This window comes from Methylobacterium sp. 001424705, assembly GCF_059816145.1.
In genome coordinates this window covers 132,833-158,856 of sequence record NZ_JCBANU010000005.1, presented here as the reverse complement: position 1 = coordinate 158,856, position 26,024 = coordinate 132,833, and the positions used below count along the sequence as shown (strand labels likewise).

Annotated in this window: 36 protein-coding genes; all 36 read right to left on the bottom strand. The window is 65.6% G+C overall.

Going from position 1 to position 26,024, the window contains the following annotated elements; translation table 11 throughout:
- Nucleotides 1-65: 65 nt before the first annotated feature.
- The 36 genes from rplQ to rpoC all read right to left on the bottom strand — a co-directional run bounded on the left by rplQ (nt 66) and on the right by rpoC (nt 25,990).
- Complete coding sequence (gene rplQ, locus AC6EUL_RS06475) at nt 66-476, bottom strand: 50S ribosomal protein L17 (protein WP_499869487.1); 411 nt, start codon at nt 474-476, stop codon at nt 66-68.
- A gap of 196 nt (nt 477-672) precedes the next feature.
- Nucleotides 673-1,692, bottom strand: coding sequence for a DNA-directed RNA polymerase subunit alpha (locus AC6EUL_RS06470; protein ID WP_055949333.1), 1,020 nt, complete (start codon nt 1,690-1,692; stop codon nt 673-675).
- Nucleotides 1,693-1,812: 120 nt separating this feature from the next.
- Complete coding sequence (locus AC6EUL_RS06465) at nt 1,813-2,688, bottom strand: MBL fold metallo-hydrolase (RefSeq protein WP_499869485.1); 876 nt, start codon at nt 2,686-2,688, stop codon at nt 1,813-1,815.
- 45 nt (nt 2,689-2,733) lie between these two features.
- Nucleotides 2,734-3,123: a 30S ribosomal protein S11 gene (rpsK, locus tag AC6EUL_RS06460; protein ID WP_055949325.1), complete on the bottom strand. Its 390-nt coding sequence runs from the start codon at nt 3,121-3,123 to the stop codon at nt 2,734-2,736.
- Nucleotides 3,124-3,293: 170 nt separating this feature from the next.
- The gene (gene rpsM / locus AC6EUL_RS06455) at nt 3,294-3,662 is read right to left on the bottom strand and encodes a 30S ribosomal protein S13 (protein ID WP_019904471.1); all 369 of its coding nucleotides are present in this window, start codon (nt 3,660-3,662) and stop codon (nt 3,294-3,296) included.
- A 246-nt stretch (nt 3,663-3,908) separates the two neighbouring features.
- Nucleotides 3,909-4,511 (bottom strand): adenylate kinase, encoded by a 603-nt coding sequence (locus AC6EUL_RS06450; protein ID WP_056219898.1) that lies wholly within the window; start codon nt 4,509-4,511, stop codon nt 3,909-3,911.
- A 113-nt stretch (nt 4,512-4,624) separates the two neighbouring features.
- A complete protein-coding gene (gene secY / locus AC6EUL_RS06445; protein ID WP_056219895.1) occupies nt 4,625-5,962 on the bottom strand; it encodes a preprotein translocase subunit SecY in 1,338 nt (445 codons plus the stop codon).
- A gap of 148 nt (nt 5,963-6,110) precedes the next feature.
- The gene (gene rplO / locus AC6EUL_RS06440) at nt 6,111-6,614 is read right to left on the bottom strand and encodes a 50S ribosomal protein L15 (protein ID WP_499869482.1); all 504 of its coding nucleotides are present in this window, start codon (nt 6,612-6,614) and stop codon (nt 6,111-6,113) included.
- 11 nt (nt 6,615-6,625) lie between these two features.
- Complete coding sequence (gene rpmD / locus AC6EUL_RS06435) at nt 6,626-6,817, bottom strand: 50S ribosomal protein L30 (RefSeq protein WP_055949314.1); 192 nt, start codon at nt 6,815-6,817, stop codon at nt 6,626-6,628.
- 12 nt (nt 6,818-6,829) lie between these two features.
- Nucleotides 6,830-7,417 (bottom strand): 30S ribosomal protein S5, encoded by a 588-nt coding sequence (gene rpsE / locus AC6EUL_RS06430; protein ID WP_055949312.1) that lies wholly within the window; start codon nt 7,415-7,417, stop codon nt 6,830-6,832.
- Nucleotides 7,418-7,510: 93 nt separating this feature from the next.
- Nucleotides 7,511-7,873 (bottom strand): 50S ribosomal protein L18, encoded by a 363-nt coding sequence (gene rplR / locus AC6EUL_RS06425; RefSeq protein ID WP_056219889.1) that lies wholly within the window; start codon nt 7,871-7,873, stop codon nt 7,511-7,513.
- Between the two features lie 12 nt (nt 7,874-7,885).
- On the bottom strand, nt 7,886-8,419 hold the full coding sequence (rplF, locus tag AC6EUL_RS06420; RefSeq protein ID WP_055949306.1) for a 50S ribosomal protein L6: 534 nt from the start codon (nt 8,417-8,419) through the stop codon (nt 7,886-7,888).
- Between the two features lie 24 nt (nt 8,420-8,443).
- Entirely contained in the window at nt 8,444-8,839 is a 396-nt protein-coding gene (gene rpsH / locus AC6EUL_RS06415; RefSeq protein ID WP_055881679.1) for a 30S ribosomal protein S8, read from the bottom strand.
- 12 nt (nt 8,840-8,851) lie between these two features.
- On the bottom strand, nt 8,852-9,157 hold the full coding sequence (gene rpsN, locus AC6EUL_RS06410; RefSeq protein ID WP_056183527.1) for a 30S ribosomal protein S14: 306 nt from the start codon (nt 9,155-9,157) through the stop codon (nt 8,852-8,854).
- A gap of 40 nt (nt 9,158-9,197) precedes the next feature.
- Complete coding sequence (gene rplE, locus AC6EUL_RS06405; protein ID WP_056219886.1) at nt 9,198-9,764, bottom strand: 50S ribosomal protein L5; 567 nt, start codon at nt 9,762-9,764, stop codon at nt 9,198-9,200.
- Nucleotides 9,757-10,071 (bottom strand): 50S ribosomal protein L24, encoded by a 315-nt coding sequence (rplX, locus tag AC6EUL_RS06400; RefSeq protein ID WP_056219883.1) that lies wholly within the window; start codon nt 10,069-10,071, stop codon nt 9,757-9,759. Before rplX ends, rplE begins: the two co-directional genes overlap by 8 nt.
- Nucleotides 10,071-10,439: a 50S ribosomal protein L14 gene (gene rplN / locus AC6EUL_RS06395; RefSeq protein ID WP_055949294.1), complete on the bottom strand. Its 369-nt coding sequence runs from the start codon at nt 10,437-10,439 to the stop codon at nt 10,071-10,073. The genes rplX and rplN overlap by 1 nt, the downstream gene beginning before the upstream one ends.
- Nucleotides 10,440-10,693: 254 nt before the next feature.
- Nucleotides 10,694-11,113: a hypothetical protein gene (locus AC6EUL_RS06390; protein WP_499869477.1), complete on the bottom strand. Its 420-nt coding sequence runs from the start codon at nt 11,111-11,113 to the stop codon at nt 10,694-10,696.
- The gene (locus AC6EUL_RS06385; protein WP_499869475.1) at nt 11,110-11,325 is read right to left on the bottom strand and encodes a hypothetical protein; all 216 of its coding nucleotides are present in this window, start codon (nt 11,323-11,325) and stop codon (nt 11,110-11,112) included. The genes AC6EUL_RS06390 and AC6EUL_RS06385 overlap by 4 nt, the downstream gene beginning before the upstream one ends.
- A gap of 45 nt (nt 11,326-11,370) precedes the next feature.
- Complete coding sequence (locus tag AC6EUL_RS06380; protein WP_499869474.1) at nt 11,371-11,544, bottom strand: hypothetical protein; 174 nt, start codon at nt 11,542-11,544, stop codon at nt 11,371-11,373.
- Between the two features lie 126 nt (nt 11,545-11,670).
- Nucleotides 11,671-11,931: a 30S ribosomal protein S17 gene (gene rpsQ, locus AC6EUL_RS06375; protein ID WP_056270312.1), complete on the bottom strand. Its 261-nt coding sequence runs from the start codon at nt 11,929-11,931 to the stop codon at nt 11,671-11,673.
- Between the two features lie 10 nt (nt 11,932-11,941).
- Nucleotides 11,942-12,157 (bottom strand): 50S ribosomal protein L29, encoded by a 216-nt coding sequence (gene rpmC, locus AC6EUL_RS06370; protein WP_056219869.1) that lies wholly within the window; start codon nt 12,155-12,157, stop codon nt 11,942-11,944.
- 11 nt (nt 12,158-12,168) lie between these two features.
- Entirely contained in the window at nt 12,169-12,582 is a 414-nt protein-coding gene (gene rplP / locus AC6EUL_RS06365; RefSeq protein ID WP_055949287.1) for a 50S ribosomal protein L16, read from the bottom strand.
- A gap of 47 nt (nt 12,583-12,629) precedes the next feature.
- Nucleotides 12,630-13,370, bottom strand: a complete 741-nt coding sequence (gene rpsC / locus AC6EUL_RS06360) for a 30S ribosomal protein S3 (protein WP_499869470.1) — start codon at nt 13,368-13,370, stop codon at nt 12,630-12,632.
- A 10-nt stretch (nt 13,371-13,380) separates the two neighbouring features.
- Nucleotides 13,381-13,767 (bottom strand): 50S ribosomal protein L22, encoded by a 387-nt coding sequence (rplV, locus tag AC6EUL_RS06355; protein ID WP_055949281.1) that lies wholly within the window; start codon nt 13,765-13,767, stop codon nt 13,381-13,383.
- Between the two features lie 2 nt (nt 13,768-13,769).
- A complete protein-coding gene (gene rpsS, locus AC6EUL_RS06350) occupies nt 13,770-14,048 on the bottom strand; it encodes a 30S ribosomal protein S19 (protein ID WP_055949278.1) in 279 nt (92 codons plus the stop codon).
- Nucleotides 14,049-14,053: 5 nt separating this feature from the next.
- Nucleotides 14,054-14,890, bottom strand: a complete 837-nt coding sequence (rplB, locus tag AC6EUL_RS06345; protein WP_056219866.1) for a 50S ribosomal protein L2 — start codon at nt 14,888-14,890, stop codon at nt 14,054-14,056.
- Nucleotides 14,891-14,917: 27 nt separating this feature from the next.
- Nucleotides 14,918-15,214: a 50S ribosomal protein L23 gene (locus tag AC6EUL_RS06340; RefSeq protein ID WP_018044227.1), complete on the bottom strand. Its 297-nt coding sequence runs from the start codon at nt 15,212-15,214 to the stop codon at nt 14,918-14,920.
- Nucleotides 15,211-15,831, bottom strand: coding sequence for a 50S ribosomal protein L4 (gene rplD / locus AC6EUL_RS06335; protein ID WP_056270306.1), 621 nt, complete (start codon nt 15,829-15,831; stop codon nt 15,211-15,213). The genes AC6EUL_RS06340 and rplD overlap by 4 nt, the downstream gene beginning before the upstream one ends.
- On the bottom strand, nt 15,831-16,571 hold the full coding sequence (rplC, locus tag AC6EUL_RS06330; protein ID WP_055949264.1) for a 50S ribosomal protein L3: 741 nt from the start codon (nt 16,569-16,571) through the stop codon (nt 15,831-15,833). The genes rplD and rplC overlap by 1 nt, the downstream gene beginning before the upstream one ends.
- A 50-nt stretch (nt 16,572-16,621) precedes the next feature.
- Nucleotides 16,622-16,930: a 30S ribosomal protein S10 gene (gene rpsJ / locus AC6EUL_RS06325; RefSeq protein WP_018044230.1), complete on the bottom strand. Its 309-nt coding sequence runs from the start codon at nt 16,928-16,930 to the stop codon at nt 16,622-16,624.
- 90 nt (nt 16,931-17,020) lie between these two features.
- Nucleotides 17,021-18,211 carry an elongation factor Tu gene (gene tuf / locus AC6EUL_RS06320; protein WP_055949261.1) on the bottom strand — a complete coding sequence of 397 codons (1,191 nt, stop codon included), beginning with the start codon at nt 18,209-18,211 and terminating at the stop codon, nt 17,021-17,023.
- Nucleotides 18,212-18,280: 69 nt separating this feature from the next.
- Nucleotides 18,281-20,356 carry an elongation factor G gene (gene fusA / locus AC6EUL_RS06315; protein ID WP_056275823.1) on the bottom strand — a complete coding sequence of 692 codons (2,076 nt, stop codon included), beginning with the start codon at nt 20,354-20,356 and terminating at the stop codon, nt 18,281-18,283.
- 30 nt (nt 20,357-20,386) lie between these two features.
- On the bottom strand, nt 20,387-20,857 hold the full coding sequence (gene rpsG / locus AC6EUL_RS06310; RefSeq protein ID WP_055954713.1) for a 30S ribosomal protein S7: 471 nt from the start codon (nt 20,855-20,857) through the stop codon (nt 20,387-20,389).
- A gap of 105 nt (nt 20,858-20,962) precedes the next feature.
- On the bottom strand, nt 20,963-21,334 hold the full coding sequence (rpsL, locus tag AC6EUL_RS06305) for a 30S ribosomal protein S12 (protein ID WP_018044234.1): 372 nt from the start codon (nt 21,332-21,334) through the stop codon (nt 20,963-20,965).
- Nucleotides 21,335-21,781: 447 nt separating this feature from the next.
- Complete coding sequence (rpoC, locus tag AC6EUL_RS06300) at nt 21,782-25,990, bottom strand: DNA-directed RNA polymerase subunit beta' (protein WP_499869461.1); 4,209 nt, start codon at nt 25,988-25,990, stop codon at nt 21,782-21,784.
- Between the last annotated feature and the right edge of the window lie 34 nt (nt 25,991-26,024).

The following is a 26,024-nucleotide window of genomic DNA, read 5'->3' as shown; positions in this document are numbered from 1 at the left end:
GTCGTCCGGGCAACGAAAAAGGCGGCCCGGAGGCCGCCTTGGTCGTCATCGAACGGAGGCGTGGCTTACGCCGCGTCGTCCACCAGCACCGGGCCGGAATCCTTGCCGCGCGCGTCGACGTCACGGTCGACGAACTCGATGACCGCCAGGGGGGCGTTGTCGCCGTAGCGGAAGCCGGCCTTCATGATGCGGCAGTAGCCGCCCGGGCGGGTGTTGTAGCGCGGGCCGATCACGGCGAAGAGCTTGCGGACCATCGCCTCGTCGCGGATCTGCGACATGGCGAGGCGGCGCGCATGCAGGCTGTCGGTCTTGCCGAGGGTGATCAGCTTCTCGATGACCGGACGCAGGTCCTTGGCCTTCGGCAGGGTGGTAACGATCTGCTCGTGCTTGATCAGCGCGGACGACATGTTGGCGAACATCGCCTTGCGGTGCTCGGTGGTGCGGTTGAAACGACGACCGCGAAATCCATGACGCATGATGGCTGTCCTTGGTTGATGGCCGCCGTGCCACGGTACGGCCAAGCGCCCCTCCGAATCACTCTTCGGGGCTGTTCATTCCGCATGACCCCGCGGCGGGATTCGTGTCGGAGTTCGCGTCGAGCGAACCCCGATGGTGTCGGCCGAACCGGCGGCGCCGAGATGCGCCGCCACGTCATGGCCGAGGCGGCTTGCCTCAGTAATGCTCTTCGAAGCGCTTGGCGAGATCCTCGATGTTCTCCGGCGGCCAGCCGGGGATGTCCATGCCGAGGTGGAGGCCCATCGCCGCGAGGACCTCCTTGATCTCGTTGAGCGACTTGCGGCCGAAGTTCGGGGTGCGCAGCATCTCGCCCTCGGACTTCTGGATGAGGTCGCCGATGTAGACGATGTTGTCGTTCTTCAGGCAGTTCGCCGAACGCACCGAGAGCTCGAGCTCGTCGACCTTCTTGAGCAGGGCCGGGTTGAAGGGGAGCTGCGGCGCGAGCGGCTGCGCCTCCTCCTTGCGGGGCTCCTCGAAGTTCACGAACACCTGGAGCTGGTCCTGGATGATGCGCGCGGCATAGGCCAGGGCATCCTCGGGCGACACGGCGCCGTTGGTCTCGATCGTCATCGTCAGCTTGTCCTTGTCGAGATCCTGGCCCTCGCGGGTGGTCTCGATGCGGTAGGACACCTTCGTGACGGGCGAGAACAGCGCATCGACCGGGATCAGGCCGATCGGCGCATCCTCGGGACGGTTGCGCTCGGCCGGGACGTAGCCCTTGCCGGTGGCGACGGTGAACTCCATCCGGATCTCCGCGCCGTCGTCCAGCGTGCAGATCACAAGGTCGGGGTTCAGGATCTGGACGTCGCCCACCGTGCCGATGTCACCGGCGGTGACGACGCCGGGGCCGGTCTTGCGCAGGGTCAGGCGCTTGGGGGCCTCGGTCTGCGAGCGGATGGCGATCGTCTTGATGTTGAGGACGATGTCGGTGACGTCCTCGCGCACGCCGGGGATCGAGGAGAATTCGTGCAGCACGCCGTCGATCTGCACGGAGGTCACGGCCGCGCCCTGGAGCGAGGACAGCAGCACGCGGCGCAGCGAGTTACCGAGCGTGGTGCCGAAGCCGCGCTCGAGGGGCTCGGCGACGACGGTGGCGACCCGCTTGGGGTCGTGCCCGGTCGAGACCTGGAGCTTGTTCGGCTTGATGAGCTCTTGCCAGTTCTTCTGAATGACCACGATGCTACCTCTCGCAAGATCGGCGCGGGCCACATGGGTGGTCCACGCATTGCCCGTCGACACCGCGCCATCGGCGCCCGGCGGGCTGGAAACTGATGCGTCCGCGTCGGGCGCGGACCGTTACTGGGCTTCGACCCAGAGCTCCGGAACGAAACTGTAGGCGGCCCCGTCCCGGGCGACGTAGCCCAGAGCCGGAAACTCCAGATGGGCGCCCGCCACGAAGGTCCGGTCGCTTGAGACGGCGTCGAGCATCCGGCGACGCACGGCGCGTGCCTGATCCCCGTCGACGTCGAAGACCATACCGGCTTCCGGCTGCTTGAACTGGATCGCCGGCAGGTGAACGATGTCCGCCCACATCAAAAGCGACGCGTCGCCCGACGTGATGCGGTAGCCGGTATGGCCGGGCGTATGGCCCGGCAGCGGGATCGCCTCGATACCCGGTGCCACGTTGCCGCCCGTGATCGTGCGCAGACGCTGCCCGTAGGGGGCGGTGGCCTGGCGCGCCATGTCGAAGTACGGCTTCGCCTCGTCCGGCGCCCGAGAAAGCGCGCCGTCGTCGAGCCAGTGCGCGGCTTCGTCGGCATGAACCACGAGTTCGGCATTCGGATAGGCTGCCGTACCGTCTTCCCGGATCAGGCCACCGGCATGATCGGGATGCAGGTGCGTCAGCAGCACGGTCTCGATGCTGTCCGGCGCGATGCCGGCCGCCGCGAGGGCCGCCGGAACGCGACCGAGGGACGGGCCACCGAAATGGCCCATCCCGCTGTCGATGAGGAGCGGGTTGCGCCCGGGACCCGTGATCAGGAAGGCGTTGAGCGTGATCCGGGGATCCTGCGCGCGAAAGCCGGCGGCCTGTAGGGCGCCGGCCTCCGCACGATCGATCCCGGTGACGAGATCCAGCGACCCCTGGAGGTAGCCGTCATTCATCACCGTGATCGTCAGATCACCCAAGCTCCACCGCAGCACACCCGGAAGCGGATTCTGAGCATTCGACACGCGTGTCTCCGTAACAGGCCCCAAAAAGTTCGCGACGGCGTCGGCTCAGACGCGACGACGCTTGCGCGGACGGCAACCGTTGTGCGGAATCGACGTCACGTCACGGATCGACGTGACGGTGAAGCCGGCGGCCTGCAGCGCGCGCAGGGCGGACTCACGACCCGAACCCGGACCGGAGACCTCGACCTCGAGGGTGCGCATGCCGTGCTCGGCGGCCTTGCGGGCGGCATCCTCGGCCGCGACCTGGGCAGCGTACGGGGTCGACTTGCGCGACCCCTTGAAACCCATGGCGCCGGCGGACGACCACGAGATGGTGTTGCCCTGGGCGTCGGTGATGGTGACCATCGTGTTGTTGAACGACGCGTTCACGTGCGCGACGCCCGAGACGATGTTCTTGCGTTCGCGGCGACGGACGCGGGTGGTTTCCTTGGCCATGTGTACTTTCGTCCTTCAGGCGCGCCCGTCATTCCAGGCGCTCGGGAGTCTTCTGCGATGCGGAGGGCGCGGTGTTCGATTGCCGGGCCGCGGCGCGGGCTGACGCGCACGGTTCACCGGGCGCGATGGTCGGGAGGCCGCGCGCGGCACGACCTCCCAAAGCGAAAGGCTTACTTCTTCTTGCCGGCGATCGGCTTGGACTTGCCCTTGCGAGTGCGCGCATTGGTGTGCGTGCGCTGGCCGCGGACGGGTAGGTTGCGGCGGTGGCGCAGGCCACGATAGCAGCCGAGATCCATGAGGCGCTTGATGTTCATCGAGACTTCGCGGCGCAAGTCGCCCTCGACGATGTAGTCGCGATCGATGGTCTCGCGGATCGACAGCACCTCGGCGTCGGTCAACTGATTGACGCGACGCTCGGCCGGGATCCCGACCTTGCCGGTGATTTCCTCGGCCTTCTTGGGGCCGATGCCGTGAATGTACTGCAGCGCGATGACGACGCGCTTGTTGGTCGGGATGTTAACGCCAGCGATACGAGCCAAGGTGTCTCTCCATGAGGCGCCGGACCTGAGGCCGGGCCGAGTGTCACGCGCGTCCGGTGGAGACCGGCCCCTGCGCGCCGTCCAAAACGACAAATCGGCCCGCATCGGCCTCTTGGAGAGGCGATCCGGACCCACTTCCTCTGAACGAAGACCGGCCCACTAGCGCGGGCCGGGGGGTGTGTCAACCCTGATAAAGCGGCGAGCCCGGCTCGATCCCGGCTCCGTGGCCGCGCCGGGAAGGTCCGGTCAGGATTCCGCCGACGCGGTGTGGCGGTCCAGGATCGTCACCAGATCCTGGGTGACGGCATCGACCGGCTTCATGCCGTCGATGGTCTGCAGAAGGCCGGTGCCGGCATAGTAGTCGGACAGGGGCGCGGTCTGCTTCCGATACGCGTCGAGGCGGGTCTTGAAGACCTCGGGCGTGTCGTCCTTGCGCACGGGCTGACCGCGGGCCGCCGTTTCCTCGGCGCGCTTGGCGATTCGGCCTACCAGCGCCTCCTCGTCCACGGCGAATTCGATGACGGTGTCGAGGGCGATGCCCTTCTGGGACAGCATCGCATCGAGGGCCTTGGCCTGCTCCACCGTGCGGGGGAAACCGTCAAGGATGAAGCCGGGCTTGGCATCCGCTTCCTCGATGCGATCGGCCACGATCCCGACCACGATCGCATCGGAGACGAGGCCACCGGATTCCATCACGCTCTTGGCCTGTAGGCCCACCGGCGTGCCGGCGGCGACGGCCGCGCGCAGCATGTCGCCGGTGGAGAGCTGAGGAATGCCATACCGTGCCACGATCCGCTCGGACTGCGTCCCCTTCCCCGCGCCGGGCGGCCCAAGCAGGATGATGCGCATGGTGTCGTTTCCTCAGGTCCGGTCTGCTTGGATATCCGGCGATCCTGCTCGGCGCCGGCTTTCGGAACTCTAGCAAGGGCCGCGGCGGCCCTGAAGCCCGCCGCGCGTTCGCGTCAGCGCCGGCGGGTCGCCCCGCGCAGCTTCGCCTTCTTGACGAGGCCTTCGTACTGATGGGCCATCAGGTGCCCGTGAATTTGCGCCACCGTATCCATCGTCACGGAGACCACGATGAGCAGGGAGGTGCCGCCGAAGCCGATGGCGGCCGAGGAATACGAAGCCAGGATTTCGGGCACCAGGCAGACGAAGGTCAGGTACAGCGCCCCGATCAGGGTGATGCGGGTCAGGACCTTGTCGATGAAGGCCGCGGTCCGCTCACCCGGGCGGATGCCGGGAATGAAGCCGCCATGCTTCTTCAGGTTGTCCGCCGTTTCCTCGGGATTGAAGACCACGGCCGTGTAGAAGAACGCGAAGAAGATGATCAGGGCGGCGTAGAGCACCATGTAGAGCGGCCGGCCGTGACCGATATAGGTCGTGATCGTGGCCAGAATTCCGGTGCCGCCGTTATTGGCCGAGAAGCTCGCCACGGTGGCGGGCAGGAGCAGCAGCGACGAGGCGAAGATCGGCGGGATGACGCCGGCGGTGTTAAGCTTCAGCGGCAGGAACGAGGTCTGGCCCTCGTACATCCGATTGCCGACCTGGCGCTTCGGATAGTTGATGAGCAGGCGGCGCTGCGCGCGCTCCATGAACACGATGAAGTAGACGAGCGCGACGGCGGCGACGCCCATGCCGAGGATGACGGCCGAGGAAAGCGCACCGGTACGGCTCAGCTCCAGGGCGCCGACGATCGCCACCGGAAGATGGGCGACGATGCCCGCGAAGATGATCAGCGAGGAGCCGTTACCGATGCCGCGCGAAGTGATCTGCTCGCCGATCCACATCAGGAACAGCGTGCCGCCCGTCAGGGTGATGACGGTGGACAGGATGAAGAACGGACCGGGCTCGATGGCCGCGCTCGATCCCTGGAGGCCGAAGGCGATGCCCCAGGACTGCACCAGCGCCAGCACCACCGTGAGGTAGCGGGTGTACTGGTTGATGACCTTGCGGCCCGACTCACCCTCCTTCTTCAGCGTCTCGAGGCTCGGGATCACCGAGGTCAGAAGCTGGATGATGATGGAGGCCGAGATATAGGGCATGATGTTGAGCGCGAAGATCGCCATGCGCTCGACGGCACCGCCGGAGAACATGTTGAACAGCCCGAGCACGCCACCCGACTGCTGCTGGAAGTTCCGCGCGAACTGTTCCGGGTCGATGCCCGGGATCGGGATGTAGGTCCCGAGGCGGAACACGATGAGCGCACCCAGCGTGAACCAGATGCGCTTCTTGAGCTCGTCGGCCTTGGCGATGGCCCCGAAATTGAGGTTCGCGGCAAGCTGCTCGGCGGCTGAGGCCATGGCACCGGTTCCTAGAGATGGATCACATGAGGGCGGGTCGTCTTCTCCGGCGAGAAGAGGCCGCTCCCTGAAAAAAACGGGAACGGCGGCCGCGCGCGAGGTCGCACGGGCCGCCGCTCAGAGCTTCGACTTAAAGTCAGTCGCGTGACTACGCAACCACGCGGGCAGGCTTGCCACGGGTGGAGACGCCGTCGCCGTAGGTCACGGTGACCGACCCGCCAGCCTTCTCGACACCCTCGATCGCCGACTTCGACGCGCGGGTGACCTCGAAGGTCAGCTTGCTGGTGAGCTCGCCCACGCCGAGGAGCTTCACGCCGTCACGGGCACGAGCGCAGATGCCGGCGGCGATCAGCGTCTCGACGGTGACGGTGGCGCCCGCCTCGATCCGGCCGGCATCGACAGCCTGTTGGACGCGCCCGAGATTCACCTCGTTCAGGTCCGTGGAGTACAGGTTGTTGAAGCCGCGCTTCGGAAGGCGACGATGCAGCGGCATCTGGCCACCCTCGAAGCCCTTGATGGAGACGCCGGTGCGGGCCTTCTGACCCTTCACGCCGCGTCCTGCGGTCTTGCCCTTGCCGGAGCCGATGCCCCGTCCGACGCGCATCCGGTTCTTGGTGGCGCCGTCGTTGTCGCGGAGTTCGTTCAGTTTCATGATGCCCTCCCTCAGGCCGCGTCGCCAAGGACGCGCACGAGGTGCTGCACCTTGCGGATCATGCCGCGCACGGAGGGGGTATCCTCCAGCTCGGAAACCCGGTGCAGCTTGTTGAGCTTGAGGCCGATCAGCGTCGCGCGCTGGTCGCCTTCGCGGCGGATCGGAGACCCGATCTGCTCGATGCGGAGAGTCTTCTGTGCCATTGGACCCTCCCCTTACGCGACGGCGGCTTCGGACATGTCGGACGGATCGGCATCACGGCGCCGGGCCTGGAGGGCCGACACCTTGAGTCCGCGACGGGCCGCGACGGAGCGCGGGCTGTCTTCGTTCTTGAGCGCCTCGAACGTGGCGCGCACGAGGTTGTAGGGGTTCGAGGAGCCGAGGCTCTTGGCCACCACGTCCTGCATGCCCAGCGTCTCGAAGACGGCGCGCATCGGGCCGCCGGCGATGATGCCGGTTCCCTGGGGGGCGGCGCGGAGGATGACCTTGCCGGCGCCGTGACGACCGTAGACGTCGTGGTGCAGGGTACGACCTTCGCGGAGCGCGACGCGGACGAGGCCGCGCTTGGCGGCTTCGGTCGCTTTGCGGATCGCCTCGGGAACCTCACGGGCCTTGCCGTGGCCGAAGCCGACGCGGCCCTTCTGGTCGCCCACAACGACGAGCGCGGCGAAGCCGAAGCGACGTCCGCCCTTCACCACCTTGGCCACGCGGTTGATGTGGACGAGCTTGTCCACGAACTCGCTGTCGCGCTCCTCGCGCTCATCGCGGCGGCCGCGGCCACCGCCTTCACGTTCACGTGCCATACTGAATATCCATCTCACTGACGCGGGTGGCGGACCCGCTCGCTTGAATCGTCCGGAACGGAGAGCGGCGGGCGCCGCCCTCCTCCGCCAATCTTAGAACTCGAGGCCACCCTCGCGGGCGGCATCGGCGAGAGCCTTGACGCGCCCGTGGTAGAGGTAACCCGAGCGATCGAAGATCACCTGGGTGACGCCCGCAGCCTTGGCGCGCTCGGCGACGAGCTTACCAACGGCCTGGGCGGCCGAGACGTCGGCACCGGTCTTGAGGCCGGTGCGGAGATCCTTGTCGAGGCTCGAGGCCGACGCGAGGGTCTTACCCGCGGCGTCGTCGATCACCTGAACGTAGATCTGCTTCGAGGAACGGAACACCGAGAGCCGGGGCCGTCCATTGGCCGCCGCCCGCAGCGCGCGGCGCACACGCGCCTTGCGGCGGTCGAGTGCATCGATTTTGCGTGACATGTTCGGCGGCCCTTACTTCTTCTTGCCTTCCTTGCGGAAGATGAACTCGCCCGCGTACTTCACGCCCTTGCCCTTGTAGGGCTCGGGACCGCGATAGTCGCGGATCTCGGCGGCCACCTGGCCGACCACCTGCCGGTCGATGCCGGAGATGACGATCTCGGTGGGCTTCGGCACCGCGATCGTGATCCCCGCGGGGATCTCGTACTCGATGTCGTGGCTGTAGCCGAGCGAGAGCTTCAGAGCCTTGCCGGCCATCGCGGCGCGGTAACCCACGCCGGTGATCTCGAGCTTCTTCTCGAAGCCCTTGGAGACGCCCTCGACGAGGTTCGCCACCTGAGCGCGGGAGGTGCCCCAGAGCGAGCGCGCCTCCTTGGTCTGATTCTTGGGCTGCACCGAGACGGCGCCGTCCTCGAACTTCACGTCGACCACATTCGGAACGACGTACTGGAGCTCGCCCTTGGAGCCCTTCATCTTCACCGTTTGACCGGTCACCGTGGCCGTCACACCGGACGGGACGGGAACGGGCTTCTTGCCTACGCGAGACATCGCCTTATTCCTCCAAGTCCGAGATCAGAACACCTTGCAGAGCACTTCGCCGCCGACGTTGCGCTCGCGCGCCTCGTGGTCGGCCATGACGCCCTGCGGGGTGGACACGATGGTGACGCCGAGACCGTCGGCGACGCGCGGCAACTCGCCGACCGACGAGTAGACGCGGCGGCCGGGCTTCGACACGCGCTGGATCGAGCGGATGACGGGCTGGCCGTCGTAGTACTTCAGCTCGATGGCGAACTCGGTGCGGCCGTTGCCGTAATCCGTGGTCGCGTAGTCGCGGATGTAGCCCTCGGATTTGAGGACGTCGAGGACGCTGGCACGCAGGCGGGAGCCGGGCGTCTGGACGACGTTGCGGCGGCGCTGCTGACCATTGCGGATGCGGGTGAGCATATCACCCACGGGATCGTTGACCATGGTGGTTGCTCCTTACCAGCTCGACTTGACGAGACCGGGGATCAGACCCTGGTTGCCGAGTTCGCGCAGCGCGATGCGCGAGATGCCCATCTTGCGATAGAAAGCGCGCGGACGGCCGGTCATGCCGCAGCGGTTGCGGATGCGGGTGGGGGACGAATTGCGGGGCAGCTCCGCGAGCTTGAGGCGCGCCTCGAAGCGCTCCTCCATCTCGAGGGACTCGTCATTCGCCGTGGCAAGCAGCGCCTTGCGCTTGGGAGCGTAGAGCTTCACCAGCGCTTCGCGGTGCTTGTTCTTCTCGATCGAGCTTTTCTTTGCCATTTCTCTCTCCGGTGTCCGCGTCTGAGACCCTAACGGGGGCTCACTGCCGGAACGGGAATCGGAACTGCGTGAGGAGCGCGCGCGCCTCAGCATCGGTGCGGGCCGTCGTCTGGATGACGATGTCCATGCCCCAGGTGGCCTCGGCCTTGTCGTACGAGATCTCCGGGAACACGAGGTGCTCCTTGAGGCCCAGCGCGTAGTTGCCGTTGCCGTCGAAGGAGCGCGGGTTCAGGCCGCGGAAATCGCGGACGCGCGGGAGCGCGATCGTGATCAGGCGATCCATGAACTCGTACATGCGCTGCTTGCGCAGCGTGACCTTGCAGCCGATCGGCATGCCCTCGCGCACCTTGAAGGTCGCGATGGCCTTGCGGGCTTTGGTGATGACCGGCTTCTGGCCGGCGATGAGGGCCAGGTCGCCGGCGGCGACGGACGCCTTCTTCGAATCGGCCGTCGACTCGCCGACGCCCATGTTGATCACGATCTTCTCGATGACCGGAACCTGCATGGGGTTCTTGTAGCCGAACTCTTCGATCAGCTTCTGGCGCACCACTTCGTCGTAGTGCTTGCGCAGGCGCGGGGTGTACCCGTCAGCATTCTTCTCAGCCATCGATCTGGTCCCCCGTGGTCTTGGCGAAGCGGACCTTGCGGCCGTCTTCGAGGATGCGGAAACCCACGCGAGTCGGCTTGCCGTTCGCGTCCTGCAACGCGAGATTCGAGAGCTGGATCGCAGCTTCCTTGGAGACGATGCCGCCTTCCTGGTTCTGCGTCTGCTTCTGGTGCTTCTTCACGAGGTTGATGCCGCGTACGAACGCGCGATCTTCCTTCGGGAGAACCTGGATGACCTCGCCGGAGCGACCCTTGTCGCGACCGGTGAGGACGACGACCTTGTCGCCTTTCTTGACCTTAGCGGCCATCACAGCACCTCCGGCGCGAGCGAGATGATCTTCATGTGATTGCGGGCGCGCAGCTCGCGGGGCACCGGTCCGAAGATACGGGTCCCGATCGGCTCCTTCTGATTGTTGATCAGAACGGCGGCGTTCTTGTCGAAGCGGATCACCGAACCGTCGGGACGCTTCACTTCCTTGGCGGTGCGCACGACGACCGCCTTCATGACGTCGCCCTTCTTCACGCGACCCCGGGGAATCGCTTCCTTGACCGAGACCACGATGATGTCGCCGACGCCGGCATACTTACGCTTCGACCCGCCCAGAACCTTGATGCACATCACACGGCGTGCACCCGAGTTGTCGGCGACGTCCAGATTCGTCTGCATCTGGATCACGGGCAGTGACCTTTCTTTGTTTCAGGCGGGTTTCCGCACGCGGACGGTATTGCCCGGCGGACGACGCCTGAGGGGGATCTGATGTCCCCGGCTCATATGAAGCACCGCGCAATCGGTGTTTTTGGACACCGGCGCGGTCACCGCGTTCGAAAGGCGCGAACACCCTTCTCAACTGTCGCGAAGGCATGCCCACTACACCAGCGGACTGCAGGACGCAAGGCCGAACACGCGCGGACCCAAACCGTGCCGGGGGCTCAGAGATCTTCCCCGCACCCGTCCGGGACGGGCACCCCGGCGCGTTCGGTGAGCTTGCAGGTATTCGACGGGCCAGTGATCCGGCGGCCGATCCGGTTTGCGCTGCCGGCGGCTTCGCCGAGGACATCCGAGATAGTCGCGCGGTCCACCGTATCGTCCCGCCCCGCAAAGGAGAAACTCTGGGCCAGGAGCCGGGCCGTCTCCTTCACGAAGGCGGCGCTCCGGCCGCCCGACAACGCGAGCGCCTCGTCGATCGCGCCTTCCTCGAACTCCAGGGACACCCCATAGAGTGCGACGAGCCGGCCCCTGCGAGCCGTATCCGGATCTACGATCTCAATGGCCTTGTCTGCGCGCCCCGGACGCGACACGAGGGCGTCCTTGATCTCGTCGGGACGGTTGGCCCCCGCGGCCCGAATCACGCAGGGAAAGCCCGCGCAAATCCGAACGATTCGGCGTCAGGCAAGTTCACGATCTCGACCTCCGAGAGCTCGATCTCTCGGAGGATGCTGTAGTGCGAAAACAGCACCACCACGGGTCGATCCGCGACCTTGACGAGCCGGAGCCCGTTGTCGAGGGCCGCGAACGGCTCGGCTTCACAGACATCCCTGTCGCGGCCCTGCAGCGGAAGCATGGAGAAGGCTTGGCCGTGGTACCAAACAAGGTGGCTCGGAATTCGTCAGGGGCAGTTGATCGGAGACCTGGTGCACCCCCAGCAGTCCTGGGCTGGCAATGCGACCTCGGCGACGATCGCGGTCTGCAGGTCCGGCCGGAGAGGGATGCCGAATTGCCGGCGCGCGCTGACGATCCCGTCGAGCTGCTCCGCTCCGAAAAGAGCCACGAGGATTTCCACCGCTATCCTTGAGCGATGCGGATGATGCCGGACGGGACCGCAATCATGCGCTCCCCCGAGCGATACGGCACGAAAAAACGGGCGCAGAAGCCTGCGCCCGTATTTGGAAGTTCCGGTGCTGTCGGTTCACGCCTCGGCGGCGGGAGCCTCCGACGTGGCGCCGGACACCAGCTGCCAGGTCTTGGTCTTCGAGAACGGACGGCACTCCTCGATCGACACGGTCTGGCCGACCTTGGCGACGTTGGCTTCGTCATGGGCGTGGTAATTCTTCGAGCGACGGACGGTCTTCTTCATCACCGGATGGGTGAAGCGACGCTCCACCTTCACGACGATGGTCTTCTCGCCCTTGTCGCTGACGACGACGCCCTGCAATACGCGCTTCGGCATGGTGTACTCCTCAGGCCTGCGCCGACTTCAGCGTCTTCTGACGCTGGAGTGTACGAACGCGGGCGATATCGCGGCGGACTTCGCGGACGCGCGCGACGTTCTCAAGCTGGCCGGTGGCGCCTTGGAAGCGCAGGTTGAACTGCTCCTTCTTCAGGTTCAACAGCTCATCGGTCAGCTGATCGGGTGACAAGGCGGCCAGATCCGACTGTCTCTGCGACGACTTCATGATCCCCTCCCTCAATCAGCGATGCGCTGAACGACGCGCGTGCGGATCGGGAGCTTCGCCGCGCCGAGGCGCAGGGCCTCCTTCGCAACGTCCTCGGCCACGCCGTCGACTTCGAACATGATACGTCCGGGATGCACGCGGGCAGCCCAGAACTCGGGTGCACCCTTACCGGAGCCCATGCGGACTTCGGTGGGCTTGGCCGTGACAGGGACATCCGGAAAGATCCGGATCCAGACACGGCCCTGGCGCTTCATCTCACGGGTGATCGCGCGGCGGGCCGCTTCGATCTGGCGCGCGGTGATGCGCTCGGGCTCGACGGCCTTCAGGCCGAAGGTCCCGAAGTTGAGGTCGAAGCCGCCCTTGGCCGCACCGTGGATGCGACCCTTGAACTGCTTACGAAACCTGGTCTTCTTGGGTTGCAACATGGCAGCCTCTCAACACCTTTCTGGGTGACGGGGTCACGAACGCGCCGTCAGGCGTGTTCGCGCCGGCCGCGCTCGCGGCCACCCTCACCATCGCGCTCGCGACGGCCGCCCGAACGGCCACCCTCTTCCTGCGCCTTCTTATCCTGTGCCATCGGGTCGTGCTCGAGGATCTCGCCCTTGAACACCCACACCTTGATGCCGCACGTCCCATAGGTCGTGAAGGCGGTGGCGACGCCGTAATCGACGTCGGCGCGGAGGGTATGCAGGGGCACGCGGCCCTCACGGTACCACTCCTGGCGCGCGATCTCGGCGCCGCCGAGCCGGCCCGAGCAGTTGATCCGGATGCCCTCGGCACCGAGACGCATCGCCGACTGAACGGCGCGCTTCATGGCGCGACGGAAGGCGACGCGGCGCTCGAGCTGCTGGGCGATCGAGTCGGCCACCAGGGTGGCGTCGACCTCGGGCTTGCGCACCTCGACGATGTTGATCGTCACGTCGGCCTTGGTGAGCGTGCCCACCAGCTTGCGCAGCTTCTCGATGTCGGCGCCCTTCTTGCCGATGACCACGCCCGGACGGCCCGAGTGGATGGTGACGCGGCACTTCCGGTGCGGACGCTCGATGACGATCTTCGAGACGGCAGCCTGCTTGAGCTGCTTCATGAGGGCGGCGCGGATCGCGACGTCCTCGTGCATGAGCTTGGCGTATTCACCCTTCTGGGCGAACCAGCGGGAGTCCCAGGTCCGGTTGATACCGAGCCGCAGACCGATCGGATTGACTTTCTGGCCCATCAGGTCCTCCTCACGCCGCTTCGGCGGTCGGGACTTCGCGCACCACGATGGTGAGGTTCGCGAAGGGCTTCAGGATACGGGCGCCGCGGCCACGGGCACGAGCGTGGAAACGCTTCAGCACGAGAGCCTTGCCGACGAAGGCCTGGGAGACGACGAGATCGTCGACGTCCAGGTTGTGGTTGTTCTCGGCATTGGCGATGGCGCTCTCGAGGCACTTCTTGACCTCGCGGGCGATCCGCTTGCGGGAGAATTCGAGATCGGCCAGAGCCGAGTCGACCTTCTTACCGCGAATGAGCTGCGCGACGAGATTGAGCTTCTGCGGGCTGACGCGCAGCATGCGCGCGACGGCCTGAGCCTCGTTCTCGGGGAGCGCGCGGGGAGTGGCGGGCTTGCCCATGATCAGCGCCTCTTCGACTTCTTGTCGGCTGCGTGACCGTGGAAGGTGCGGGTCGGCGAGAACTCGCCGAACTTGTGGCCGACCATTTCCTCGGAGACGTAGACCGGGATGTGCTTCTGCCCGTTGTGCACACCGAAGGTGAGGCCAACGAACTGCGGCAGGATCGTGGAGCGGCGGCTCCAGATCTTGATGACTTCGTTACGGCTGGAACCGCGAGCGGCTTCAGCCTTCTTGAGGAGGTAGCCGTCGATGAACGGCCCCTTCCAGAGCGAGCGTGCCATGGGCGTTACTTCTTACGGTTATGACGGCTGGACAGGATGAAGACGTCGGTCCGCTTGTTCGAGCGGGTCTTCTTCCCCTTCGTGGGAACGCCCCAAGGCGTGACCGGGTTACGGCCGCCCGAAGTGCGTCCCTCGCCGCCGCCGTGCGGGTGGTCGACCGGGTTCATGGCAACGCCGCGAACGTGCGGGCGCTTGCCGAGCCAGCGATTGCGGCCGGCCTTGCCGAGCGAGATGTTCATGTGGTCCGGGTTCGACACCGCGCCGACGCTGGCGAAGCACTGGCCGTGGACCAGACGCTGCTCGCCGGAATTCAGGCGGAGCGTCACGTAGCCCTGATCGCGGCCGACGATCTGGGCGTAGTTGCCCGCGGAGCGGGCGATCGCGCCGCCCTTGCCGATCTTGAGCTCGACGTTGTGGACGATCGTGCCCACCGGCATGTTGCCGACCGGACCGGCATTGCCGGGCTTGATGTCGACCTGCTCGGCAGCCACGACCTTGTCGCCGGGCGACAGGCGCTGCGGAGCCAGGATGTAGCTCTGCGTGCCGTCGGGGAAGGCGATCAAGGCGATGAACGCAGTGCGGTTGGGATCGTACTCGATCCGCTCGACCGTGGCGGACACGCCCATCTGCTCGCGACGCTTGAAGTCCACGTTGCGGAGCGTGCGCTTGTGACCGCCGCCGCGGAAGCGGACCGTGATGCGGCCGAGGTTGTTGCGGCCGCCGGACGACGACTTGCCCTCGGTGAGCTTCTTGACCGGCTTGCCCTTGTAGAGCTCACGGCGGTCGACGAGCACGAGCTGGCGAAGGCTCGGCGTGACCGGTTTGAATGTCTTCAAGGCCATCGGTGGTAATCCTTAACCCGACTTGTCTCAGAGGCCGGTCGTGACGTCGATCGTCTCACCCTCGGCGAGGGTCACGATCGCTTTCTTCACGTCCGAGCGCTGTCCGCGAAGCCCGCGGAAGATCTTCTTCTTGCCCTTGGTGACAAGCGTGTTCACGCCCGTGACCTTGACGTCGAACAGCTTCTCAACCGCTTCCTTGATCTGCGGCTTGGTCGCCTTCGGGGAAACCCGGAACACGACCTTGTTCTGCTCGGTGAGGTTCGTCGCCTTCTCGGTGATGACCGGGGAGACGATGATGTCGTAGTGGCGCGGATCGGCACTCATTGGAAACGCGCCTCCAGCGCATCGATCGCTGCGCGGGTCAGCACGAGCTTCTCGCGACGCAGGATGTCGTACACGTTGATGCCCTGGATCGGCAGCACGTCGATCTGCGGGATGTTGCGAGCGGCACGTGCGAAGTTCACGTCCACTTCCGCACCGCCGATGATCAGGGCGCTGGACAGGCCCATCTTCTCGAAGCGCTCGACGAGCGACTTCGTCTTGCCCTCGGCGAGCTTCACGTCGTCGACGATGATGAGGGTGGAATCCTTCACCTTCGCGGACAGCGCGTGCTTCAGGGCGAGCGCGCGGACCTTCTTGGGCAGGTCGTGGGCATGGCTGCGCACGACCGGACCGAAGGCGCGTCCACCGCCGCGGAACTGCGGAGCGGAAGCGGCGCCATGGCGAGCGTTACCCGTGCCCTTCTGCTTGTACAGCTTCTTGCGCGTCCGGTTCACATCCGAGCGGTTCTTGACCGCATGGGTGCCGGCCTGGCGCTTGGCGAGCTGCCAGCGAACCATGCGCTGGAGCAGGTCGACGCGGGGCTCGAGACCGAAGATGGTCTCATCCAGATCGACGGAACCGGCACCGGCGCCATCGAGCGTGGTGATATCGAGCTTCATCACGCGTTCTCCTCGGAAGCGGGAGCCTCGGGAGCCGGCGCTTCGGTGGCGGGAGCGGATGCGCCCTGCTCACGGAACTTGCCAGGCTGCGGAACGTCCGCGGGGAGCTTGCGCTTCACCGCGTCGCGGATCTGAATCCAGCCGCCGGCGACGCCGGGAACGGCGCCTTCGACGAGGATGAGGCCGCGCTCAGGATCCGTACGCACGACGCGCAGGTTCTGGGTCGTGACCCGGTCGACGCCCATATGGCCGGGCATCTTCTTGTTCTTGAAGGTCTTGCCCGGGTCCTGGCGGCCACCGGTCGAACCGATCGAACGGTGCGAGATGGACACGCCGTGGGTGGCGCGCAGACCGCCGAAGTTCCAGCGCTTCATGCCGCCGGCGAACCCCTTACCCGTGGTGGTGCCCGTCACGTCGACGAACTGGCCCGGGATGAAGTGATCGGCCGTGATCTCCGCGCCGACCGGGATCAGCTTGTCCTCGGACACGCGGAACTCGGCGAGCTTCTGCTTGGGCTCGACCTTGGCGACTGCGAACCGGCCGCGCTCGGCAGCCGACACGTTCTTTACCTTGGCCTTGCCGACGCCGACCTGAAGGGCGACGTAGCCGTTCTTCTCGACGGTACGGTGGGCAACCACCTGACATTGATCGATTTTAAGCACGGTGACGGGGACATGTTCGCCTGCATCCGTAAAGATGCGGGTCATGCCGACCTTCTGTGCGATGACGCCTGAGCGCATAGGTGTCTCCCTCGCGCGATTCTACGGTAAGCTCTAAATCCCCGCGGGACTTAGAGCTTGATCTCCACGTCCACGCCGGCGGCGAGGTCGAGCTTCATCAGCGCGTCCACGGTCTGGGGCGTCGGATCGACGATATCGAGGACGCGCTTGTGGGTGCGCATCTCGAACTGCTCGCGCGACTTCTTGTCGATGTGGGGCGAGCGGTTGACGGTGAACTTCTCGATATGCGTCGGAAGCGGGATGGGGCCACGGATGGTGGCGCCGGTGCGCTTGGCCGTCGAGACGATCTCGCGGGTCGACGCATCGAGGATGCGATGGTCGAACGCCTTGAGGCGGATACGAATATTCTGACCGTTCATGACCTGAAACCTTGGCGGGGCAATGGGGGGGCGGGCGCGAGGACCCGCCCCTCAATCGTTCCCTGCAGACGTGACCGTGAGGACGGACGATTACTCGTTGATGGCGGCGACGACGCCTGCGCCGACGGTGCGTCCGCCTTCACGGATGGCGAAGCGCAGCTTCTCTTCCATGGCCACCGGCACGATCAGGGTGACGTCCATGGTCACGCTGTCGCCGGGCATCACCATCTCGGTGCCCTCGGGCAGCACGCACACGCCGGTCACGTCCGTGGTGCGGAAGTAGAACTGCGGGCGGTAGTTGGTGAAGAACGGCGTGTGGCGGCCGCCCTCCTCCTTGGTGAGGATGTAGGCCTCGGCCTTGAACTTGGTGTGGGGCTTGACCGAGCCGGGCTTGCACACGACCTGGCCGCGCTCCACGTCCTCGCGCTTGGTCCCGCGCAGCAGCACGCCGACGTTGTCGCCCGCCTGGCCCTGGTCGAGCAGCTTGCGGAACATCTCGACGCCCGTGACCGTCGTGGTCTGGGTGTCGCGGATGCCCACGATCTCCACCGTCTCGCCGACCTTGACGATGCCGCGCTCCACTCGACCCGTCACCACCGTGCCGCGGCCCGAGATCGAGAACACGTCCTCGATGGGCATCAGGAACGGCTTGTCGATCGGACGCTCCGGCTGCGGGATGTAGGCGTCCACGCTCGCCATCAGCGCCAGCACGGCGTCATGGCCGATCGCCTTGTCGCCGTTGTCCAGCGCCACCTTGGCCGAGCCCTTGGTGATCGGGATGTCGTCGCCGGGGAAGTCGTACTTGGAGAGGAGCTCGCGCACCTCCATCTCGACGAGCTCGAGGAGCTCGGCGTCGTCGACGAGGTCGACCTTGTTCAGGAACACCACCAGCGCCGGAACGCCGACCTGGCGGGCCAGAAGGATGTGCTCGCGCGTCTGCGGCATCGGGCCGTCGGCCGCCGACACCACCAGGATCGCGCCGTCCATCTGCGCCGCGCCCGTGATCATGTTCTTCACGTAGTCGGCGTGACCGGGGCAATCCACGTGCGCGTAGTGCCGGTTCGTGGTCTCGTACTCCACGTGCGCCGTCGAGATCGTGATCCCGCGCGCCTTCTCCTCCGGCGCCTTGTCGATCTGGTCGTAGGCCGTGAACGTCGCTCCGCCCGTCTCGGCCAGAACCTTCGTGATCGCCGCCGTCAACGACGTCTTGCCGTGATCCACGTGACCGATCGTGCCAATGTTGCAGTGCGGCTTCGTACGCGCGAATTTCTCTTTGGCCATGATAGGCTCCGTCTGATCTGATGTTGCGTCTGAAGGGGTGCGGGAGGCGCCCCGAAGGGCGCCGCCGGCTTAGGCGTACTTGGCGACGACCTTCTCGGCCTCGCCGCGCGGCACCTCTTCGTAATGGTCGAACTGCATCGTGAAGTTGGCGCGGCCCTGCGAGAAGGACCGGAGCTGGTTCACGTAACCGAACATGTTGGCCAGCGGCACCATCGCGTTGATGACGTTCGCGTTGCCACGCATGTCCTGGCCCTGGATCTGGCCGCGGCGGGAGTTGAGATCGCCGATCACCGAGCCGGTATACTCTTCCGGCGAGACGACTTCGACCTTCATGACCGGCTCGAGGAGCACCGAGCCGCCCTTCTGAAGGGCCTCACGGAGCGCGGCACGCGAGGCGATTTCAAAGGCGAGGGCCGACGAGTCGACATCGTGGTAGGCGCCGTCGATCAGCTCGACCTTGATGTCGACCACCGGGAAGCCGGCCAGAATACCGGCGCCGAGCACCGAATTCAGACCCTTCTCGACGCCCGGGATGTACTCCTTCGGCACCGTGCCGCCGATGATCTTCGAGGAGAACTCGAAGCCCTTGCCGGGCTCGTTGGGCTCCACGATGAACTTCACCCGGGCGAACTGACCGGTACCACCGGTCTGCTTCTTGTGGGTGTAGTCGATCTCGGTGCGCTTCGTCAGCTTCTCGCGATACGCCACCTGCGGCTGACCGATATTCGCATCGACCATGTAGGTCCGGCGCAGAATGTCGACCTTGATGTCGAGGTGAAGCTCGCCCATGCCGCGAAGGATGGTCTGGCCCGACTCCTGGTCCGTCGAGACCCGGAACGACGGGTCCTCGGCGGCGAGCTTGGCCAGGGCGATTCCGAGCTTCTCCTGATCGGCCTTGGACTTCGGCTCGACGGCGATCTCGATCACCGGCTCCGGGAACTCCATCTTCTCGAGGATGACGGCGTCCTTCGGATCGCACAGCGTATCGCCTGTGCGGGTTTCCTTGAGGCCAGCCAGGGCAACGATGTCGCCCGTGAACGCTTCCTTGACGTCCTCGCGGTTGTTGGCGTGCATCAGGAGCATGCGGCCGACACGCTCCTTCTTGTCGCGCGAGGAGTTCAGTACGTTGGCACCGGACTCGATCTTGCCCGAGTAGACCCGGCAGAACGTGATCGTGCCGACGTGCGGATCGTCCATGATCTTGAAGGCGAGCATGGAAAAGGGATCGGAATCAGCCGGGTGACGGACGGTCTCTTCCTCGGTCTTGAAGTCGAGGCCCTTGATCTCGCCGCGATCGGCGGGCGACGGCAGATAATCCACGACCGCATCGAGGAGCGGCTGAACGCCCTTGTTCTTGAAGGCCGAACCGCAGAGCACGGGATGGAAAGCACGACGCTGCACGGCCGTGCGGACGAGGCGGTGCATCGTTGCCTGATCCGGCTCGACGCCGTCCAGATACGCGGCCATCGCGTCGTCATCCATCTCGACGCAAGCCTCGACGAGCTTGATGCGGTATTCCGCAGCCTGGTCGGCAAGATCGGCCGGGATCTCGGTCTCGGAGAAATCCGCGCCAAGCTTCTCGGAGGTCCAGACGATGGCCTTCATCTTGATCAGGTCGATGACGCCCTTGAAGGTCGTCTCGGCACCGATCGGCAGCTGCAGGCATACAGGCTTACCGGCGACCCGGTCGATGATGTCGGCCACGCACTTGAAGAAGTCAGCGCCGATCTTGTCCATCTTGTTGACGAACACGACGCGCGGCACGTCATACTTGTCGGCCTGGCGCCAGACGGTTTCCGTCTGGGGCTCGACGCCCTGGTTGCCGTCGAGCACGCAGACGGCACCGTCGAGAACGCGGAGCGAGCGCTCCACCTCGATGGTGAAGTCCACGTGGCCGGGAGTGTCGATGATGTTCAGGCGCTTGTCGCGCCAGAAGCAGGTGGTCGCGGCGGACGTGATCGTGATGCCACGCTCCTGCTCCTGCGTCATCCAATCCATCGTCGCGGCGCCGTCGTGGACTTCGCCGATCTTATGGGATTTGCCGGTGTAGTAGAGGATCCGCTCGGTGGTCGTGGTCTTGCCGGCATCGATGTGAGCCATGATGCCGAAGTTGCGGTAGTCCTCGATCGCGTGCGTGCGGGGCATCGGATTGCTCCTGAAAGGGTCCGGGTCCGCTTACCAGCGGTAGTGCGAGAAGGCGCGGTTGGCTTCCGCCATCCGGTGGGTGTCTTCCCGCTTCTTCACGGCGTTGCCGCGGTTGTTCGCGGCGTCGAGCAGCTCGGCCGAGAGACGCTCGACCATGGTGCGGTCGTTCCGGCCGCGGGCAGCCTGGATCAGCCAACGGATGGCGAGCGCCTGGCGGCGCTCCGTACGCACTTCGACGGGGACCTGGTAGGTCGCGCCGCCGACGCGGCGGGAGCGGACTTCGATGGCCGGGGCGACGTTCTCGAGGGCAGCGCGGAAGACCTCGATCGGGTTGGCGCGGGCGCGGTTCTCGACGATGTCGAAGGCACCGTAGACGATCCGCTCAGCGGTGGACTTCTTGCCCTCGTACATGATCGAATTCATGAACTTGGTCAGCACGATGTCCCCGTACTTCGGGTCCGGGATGATCTCACGCTTCTCGGCAGAATGGCGGCGGGACATCGCTCGCTCCGTCTTAAACTTGGTCTTCTTGAAACCACCCTGCGCAGGCCGCCTTGAGCCTCTGGGAGGCCGGCGACATCCTTACAGGGTGCGCGAATATCGGTCTTACTTCGGACGCTTGGCGCCGTACTTGGAGCGGCGCTGTTTGCGACCCTTGACGCCCTGCGTGTCGAGCACGCCGCGCAGGATGTGGTAGCGCACGCCGGGAAGGTCCTTCACGCGGCCGCCGCGGATCATCACCACGGAGTGCTCCTGAAGGTTGTGGCCCTCGCCCGGGATGTAACCGATGACCTCGAAGCCATTGGTCAGGCGAACCTTGGCAACCTTGCGGAGCGCGGAGTTCGGCTTCTTCGGGGTCGTCGTGTAGACGCGGGTGCAGACGCCACGCTTCTGCGGGCAGGCGTCGAGCGCCGGCACCTTGTTGCGGCTCTTCTGCGCCTTGCGCGGCTGAGCGATCAGCTGGTTGATCGTCGGCATGCCAATCCTCTCGAAACGCGTCACCTGCAGCGGTGACCGTCGAAATCCAAATCTCGTTCTGGCCGGCCCCGGCATCGCACGTGGCGTGCGACGAAACGCAAAGCCGCGCCCCAGGCTGATGTCAGCCTTTGGCGCGCCGTTGCAAGCAGAGGATCACCTGCATCGGAGCAAGCGATCGTGCCGGGCTGACACGTGTTCGTCTGTTGAAGTCGGATGCGTTTAGGAAGCCTGGATCGAGGCTCTGGGCCTCACGATCGATTGCTGCCTACGGCCAGCCGTTCAATGAGGGCCTGATAGAGGCGGATTCGCCCCGCGTCAACCCATTCCGTTACAAGTTCATGAAGTTGCGGGGCACGAACGCGGAGCAGATCCGGACGGACGGCACCCATGCGAAAGGGGCCGCCCCTTGGGGCGGCCCCTTCCTGTTCGTCGCGCTGGAGCGGTCGCTTATTCCGCGGCGGGCGGCAGCTCGGAGAGGGTCTGAGCCCCGCTCTCGGCGGCCTTCTGCTGCAGGATGAGGTTGTCGCGACGCCGCGCCACGGCGCGGATCTCGGCCGCCATGGAGCCCGTGCCGGCCGGGATGAGCGACCCGACGATCACGTTCTCCTTGAGTCCTTCGAGGTAGTCGATCTTCCCGTTGACCGCCGCCTCGGTGAGCACGCGGGTGGTCTCCTGGAACGACGCCGCCGAGATGAACGACTTCGTCTGCAGGCTTGCCTTGGTGATACCCAGGAGGACCGGAACGCCCACGACCGGCTTCTTGCCCTCGGCAAGTAGCTTCTCGTTGATCTCCGCCAGCTCCGTCCGGTCGATCTGGTCGCCCGTCAGGATGTCGGAATCGCCGCCGTCGGTGATTTCGACCTTCTGCAGCATCTGCCTGACGATGACCTCGATGTGCTTGTCGTTGATCGACACGCCCTGCAGCCGGTAGACCTCCTGAATCTCGTTGACGAGGTAGGCAGCGAGCTCTTCCACGCCCTTGATCGCCAGGATGTCGTGCGGGGCCGGATTGCCGTCGACGATGTAGTCGCCGAGCTCGACCACGTCGCCGTCCTGAAGGTGGATGTGCTTGCCCTTCGGGATCAGGTACTCGACCGCCTCGGACCCATCGTGCGGCGTCAGCGTCAGGCGACGCTTGTTCTTGTAGTCGCGCCCGAACTGAATCGTACCCGACTTTTCCGCAATGATGGCCGCGTCCTTGGGACGACGGGCCTCGAACAGCTCCGCCACCCGCGGCAGACCGCCGGTGATGTCGCGGGTCTTGGCCGAGTCGGCGGAGACGCGGGCCAGGATGTCGCCGGCCTTCACCTTCGCACCCGGATCGTAGCCGATGATGGCGTCGACGGGCAGGAAGTAGCGGGCGTCCGAGCCGCGCGGCAGCTTCATCGGCTTGCCGTCGGCATCGAGCACCAGCATCGCCGGCTTGAGGTCGGCGGTGCGGGCCGTCCCGCGCCAGTCGATGACGACGCGCTTGGCGATGCCGGTCGACTCGTCGGTGGTCTCGGTGATCGACTGGCCGTCGATGAGGTCCTCGTAGGCCACCACACCGTCCGTCTCGGTGATGATCGGACGGGTGTAGGGGTCCCACTCGGCGATGCGCTGGCCCCGCTTGACGGTGTCGCCCTCGTCCACGCGCAACTTCGCGCCGTATTGCAGGCGGTGGTTGGCGCGCTCGGTCCCGTCGACACCGACGATGACGATGGAGACGTTGCGGCCGGTGGCGATGAGATCGCCATCCGAGTTCCGTGCCAGGGCGCGGTTCCGGATCTTGATCGTGCCCTCGAAGCTCGACTCGATGAAGGACGAGTCGGAGATCTGGGCGGCGCCGCCGATGTGGAAGGTGCGCATGGTGAGCTGGGTACCCGGCTCGCCGATCGACTGCGCCGCGATGACACCGACGGCCTCACCCATGTTCACGGGCGTGCCGCGGGCGAGATCGCGCCCGTAGCAGGTGGCGCAGACGCCGCTCTTCGTGGCGCAGACGAGCACCGAACGGATCTTGACCTCCTGGATCCCGGCGGCCTGGATGGCCGGCAGGTGCTTCTCCTCGATCGTCTCGTTAGTTTTGACGATCACCGTGCCGTCGAGGGCCACCAGATCCTCGGCCGTGGCGCGGCCGAGGATGCGGATGGCGAGCGGGGCCACGACCTGGCCGGCATCCACGATGGCGCGCATGCGGATGCCGTTGGTGGTGCCGCAATCGACCTCGCGGATGACGGCGTCCTGGGCCACGTCGACGAGACGGCGGGTCAGGTAGCCAGAGTTCGCGGTCTTCAACGCCGTGTCCGCGAGACCCTTACGGGCACCGTGGGTGGAGTTGAAGTACTCGAGCACGTCGAGGCCTTCCTTGAAGTTCGAGATGATCGGCGTCTCGATGATCTCGCCCGAGGGCTTGCTCATCAGGCCGCGCATGGCGGCGAGCTGGCGCATCTGCTCGCGGGAGCCGCGGGCGCCGGAATTCGCCATCATGTAGACCGAGTTGACCTGCTTGTCGGTCCCGTTCTCGTCCTTCTGGACCGCAGAGATCGCGGCCATCATCTCGTCCGCGAGCCGGGCCGAGCACTTGCCCCAGGCGTCGACGACCTTGTTGTACTTCTCACCCTGGGTGATCAGGCCGTCGTTGAACTGCTGCTCGAACTCCTTGACCAGATCGCGGGTCGACCCGACGATCGACCACTTGTTCGCAGGCACGACCATGTCGTCCTTGCCGAACGAGATGCCGGCCTTGAACGCGTGGTTGAAGCCCAGCGCCATGATGCGATCACAGAAGATCACCGACTCCTTCTGACCGCAGTGGCGGTAGACGGTGTCGATCATCGCGGAGATCTCTTTCTTGGTCATCAGCTTGTTGACGACGTCGAAAGGCACCTTGGCGTGCTGCGGCAGGGCCGTGGACAGGATCACCCGGCCCGGCGTGGTGTCGTAGGTCTTCGTCAGCGGCTCGCCATCCGGGCCGATGCCGTTCCAGCGCCAGCGGATCTTCGTGTGCAGCTTGACGGTCTTGGCCGCCAGGGCGTGCTCGAGCTCGCCGATGTTGCCGAAGACGCCCTGCATCGGGTTCTGCTTGTTGGTCGGGTCGAAGGCGCCGATCGCCCCCTCGGCCACGATCGACAGGTAGTAGAGGCCGAGCACGATGTCCTGCGACGGCACGATGATCGGGTGACCGTTCGCCGGATGCAGGATGTTGTTGGTCGACATCATCAGGACGCGCGCTTCCAGCTGAGCCTCGAGGCTCAGGGGGACGTGCACGGCCATCTGGTCGCCGTCGAAATCCGCGTTGAAGGCGGTGCAGACCAGCGGGTGCAGCTGGATCGCCTTGCCCTCGATCAGCTTGGGCTCGAAGGCCTGGATGCCGAGGCGGTGCAGGGTCGGCGCGCGGTTCAGCATTACCGGATGCTCGCGGATCACCTCATCGAGGATGTCCCAGACCTCCGGCTTCTCCTTCTCCACGAGCTTCTTGGCCTGCTTCACCGTGGCGGAGAAGCCCTTGGCGTCGAGGCGCGCGTAGATGAACGGCTTGAACAGCTCCAGCGCCATCTTCTTCGGCAGGCCGCACTGGTGCAGCTTCAGCTCCGGACCGACGACGATGACCGAACGGCCGGAATAGTCGACGCGCTTGCCGAGGAGGTTCTGACGGAAGCGGCCCTGCTTGCCCTTCAGCATGTCGGCGAGCGACTTCAGAGGACGCTTGTTGGCGCCCGTGATGACGCGACCGCGGCGGCCGTTGTCGAACAGCGCGTCGACCGCTTCCTGAAGCATGCGCTTCTCGTTGCGGATGATGATGTCCGGCGCCCGCAGCTCGATCAGCCGCTTGAGCCGGTTGTTGCGGTTGATGACGCGGCGGTAGAGATCGTTGAGATCGGACGTGGCGAAGCGGCCGCCGTCCAGGGGGACGAGCGGGCGCAGGTCCGGCGGGATCACCGGAACCACGGTGAGGATCATCCACTCGGGCTTGTTGCCCGACATCTGGAAGGCCTCGATGATCTTCAGGCGCTTGAGGAGCTTCTTGGGCTTCAGCTCGGACGTGGTGGTAGCGATTTCCTCGCGCAGGGCATCGGCGATGCCGTCGAGGTCGAGCTCCTGCAGGATCCGGCGGATGGCCTCGGCGCCGATCATGGCGGTGAAGCTGTCCTCGCCGTACTCCTCCTGAGCGCGCAGGTACTCCTCCTCCGACAGGAGCTGACGCTCCTTGAGGGGGGTGAGGCCCGGCTCGATGACGCAGTAGGACTCGAAGTACAGGATCCGCTCGAGGTCCTTGAGGGCCATGTCGAGCAGCAGGCCGATGCGCGAGGGCAGCGACTTCAGGAACCAGATGTGGGCGACGGGGGCGGCGAGCTCGATATGGCCCATGCGGTCGCGCCGGACGCGCGCGAGGGTGACCTCGACGCCGCACTTCTCACAGATGACGCCCTTGTACTTCATACGCTTGTACTTGCCGCACAAGCACTCGTAATCCTTGATCGGTCCGAAGATCCGCGCGCAGAACAGGCCGTCACGCTCGGGCTTGAACGTGCGATAGTTGATCGTCTCGGGCTTCTTGATCTCGCCGAAAGACCACGAGAGGATCTTCTCCGGCGACGAGATCGAGATCTTGATCTGGTCGAAGCTCTGGGGCTGAGCCTGCTGGTTGAAAAGATTCATGACCTCTTGGTTCATGATCTACTCCTGCTGACGTGGCGCACCCTCCGCC

What these genes read in the sequence shown, in the direction of transcription:
- rplB (WP_056219866.1), bottom strand. Translation starts at nt 14,890, where the DNA reads ATGGCCTTGAAGACATTCAAACCGGTCACGCCGAGCCTTCGCCAGCTC.
- rpsN (WP_056183527.1), bottom strand. Translation starts at nt 9,157, where the DNA reads ATGGCAAAGAAAAGCTCGATCGAGAAGAACAAGCACCGCGAAGCGCTG.
- rplQ (WP_499869487.1), bottom strand. Translation starts at nt 476, where the DNA reads ATGCGTCATGGATTTCGCGGTCGTCGTTTCAACCGCACCACCGAGCAC.
- rplO (WP_499869482.1), bottom strand. Translation starts at nt 6,614, where the DNA reads ATGAAACTGAACGAACTCCGCGACAACGACGGCGCCACCAAGAACCGG.
- rplP (WP_055949287.1), bottom strand. Translation starts at nt 12,582, where the DNA reads ATGTTGCAACCCAAGAAGACCAGGTTTCGTAAGCAGTTCAAGGGTCGC.
- rpsQ (WP_056270312.1), bottom strand. Translation starts at nt 11,931, where the DNA reads ATGCCGAAGCGCGTATTGCAGGGCGTCGTCGTCAGCGACAAGGGCGAG.
- rplC (WP_055949264.1), bottom strand. Translation starts at nt 16,571, where the DNA reads ATGCGCTCAGGCGTCATCGCACAGAAGGTCGGCATGACCCGCATCTTT.
- AC6EUL_RS06385 (WP_499869475.1), bottom strand. Translation starts at nt 11,325, where the DNA reads ATGCTTCCGCTGCAGGGCCGCGACAGGGATGTCTGTGAAGCCGAGCCG.
- secY (WP_056219895.1), bottom strand. Translation starts at nt 5,962, where the DNA reads ATGGCCTCAGCCGCCGAGCAGCTTGCCGCGAACCTCAATTTCGGGGCC.
- fusA (WP_056275823.1), bottom strand. Translation starts at nt 20,356, where the DNA reads ATGCCCCGCACGCACGCGATCGAGGACTACCGCAACTTCGGCATCATG.
- rpsC (WP_499869470.1), bottom strand. Translation starts at nt 13,370, where the DNA reads ATGGGCCAGAAAGTCAATCCGATCGGTCTGCGGCTCGGTATCAACCGG.
- rpsS (WP_055949278.1), bottom strand. Translation starts at nt 14,048, where the DNA reads ATGGCACGCTCGCTCTGGAAGGGGCCGTTCATCGACGGCTACCTCCTC.
- rplD (WP_056270306.1), bottom strand. Translation starts at nt 15,831, where the DNA reads ATGAAGCTCGATATCACCACGCTCGATGGCGCCGGTGCCGGTTCCGTC.
- AC6EUL_RS06340 (WP_018044227.1), bottom strand. Translation starts at nt 15,214, where the DNA reads ATGAGTGCCGATCCGCGCCACTACGACATCATCGTCTCCCCGGTCATC.
- rplR (WP_056219889.1), bottom strand. Translation starts at nt 7,873, where the DNA reads ATGTCACGCAAAATCGATGCACTCGACCGCCGCAAGGCGCGTGTGCGC.
- rpmC (WP_056219869.1), bottom strand. Translation starts at nt 12,157, where the DNA reads ATGAAGTCGTCGCAGAGACAGTCGGATCTGGCCGCCTTGTCACCCGAT.
- AC6EUL_RS06450 (WP_056219898.1), bottom strand. Translation starts at nt 4,511, where the DNA reads ATGCGCATCATCCTGCTTGGGCCGCCCGGCGCGGGGAAGGGGACGCAG.
- rpsE (WP_055949312.1), bottom strand. Translation starts at nt 7,417, where the DNA reads ATGGCACGTGAACGTGAAGGCGGTGGCCGCGGCCGCCGCGATGAGCGC.
- rpsJ (WP_018044230.1), bottom strand. Translation starts at nt 16,930, where the DNA reads ATGAACGGTCAGAATATTCGTATCCGCCTCAAGGCGTTCGACCATCGC.
- rplV (WP_055949281.1), bottom strand. Translation starts at nt 13,767, where the DNA reads ATGGGCAAGCCCGCCACTCCCCGCGCGCTCCCCGAGAACGAGGCTCAG.
- rpsL (WP_018044234.1), bottom strand. Translation starts at nt 21,334, where the DNA reads ATGCCGACGATCAACCAGCTGATCGCTCAGCCGCGCAAGGCGCAGAAG.
- rplE (WP_056219886.1), bottom strand. Translation starts at nt 9,764, where the DNA reads ATGGCTGAGAAGAATGCTGACGGGTACACCCCGCGCCTGCGCAAGCAC.
- rpsH (WP_055881679.1), bottom strand. Translation starts at nt 8,839, where the DNA reads ATGGTCAACGATCCCGTGGGTGATATGCTCACCCGCATCCGCAATGGT.
- rpsK (WP_055949325.1), bottom strand. Translation starts at nt 3,123, where the DNA reads ATGGCCAAGGAAACCACCCGCGTCCGTCGCCGCGAACGCAAGAACATC.
- rplF (WP_055949306.1), bottom strand. Translation starts at nt 8,419, where the DNA reads ATGTCTCGCGTAGGCAAGAAGCCCGTTCCCGTCCCGTCCGGTGTGACG.
- rpmD (WP_055949314.1), bottom strand. Translation starts at nt 6,817, where the DNA reads ATGGCACAGAAGACTCTCCGCATCGAGCAGATCGGGTCTCCGATCCGC.
- tuf (WP_055949261.1), bottom strand. Translation starts at nt 18,211, where the DNA reads ATGGCCAAAGAGAAATTCGCGCGTACGAAGCCGCACTGCAACATTGGC.
- rpoC (WP_499869461.1), bottom strand. Translation starts at nt 25,990, where the DNA reads ATGAACCAAGAGGTCATGAATCTTTTCAACCAGCAGGCTCAGCCCCAG.
- rpsG (WP_055954713.1), bottom strand. Translation starts at nt 20,857, where the DNA reads ATGTCCCGCCGCCATTCTGCCGAGAAGCGTGAGATCATCCCGGACCCG.
- rplX (WP_056219883.1), bottom strand. Translation starts at nt 10,071, where the DNA reads ATGGCCGCTAAGGTCAAGAAAGGCGACAAGGTCGTCGTCCTCACCGGT.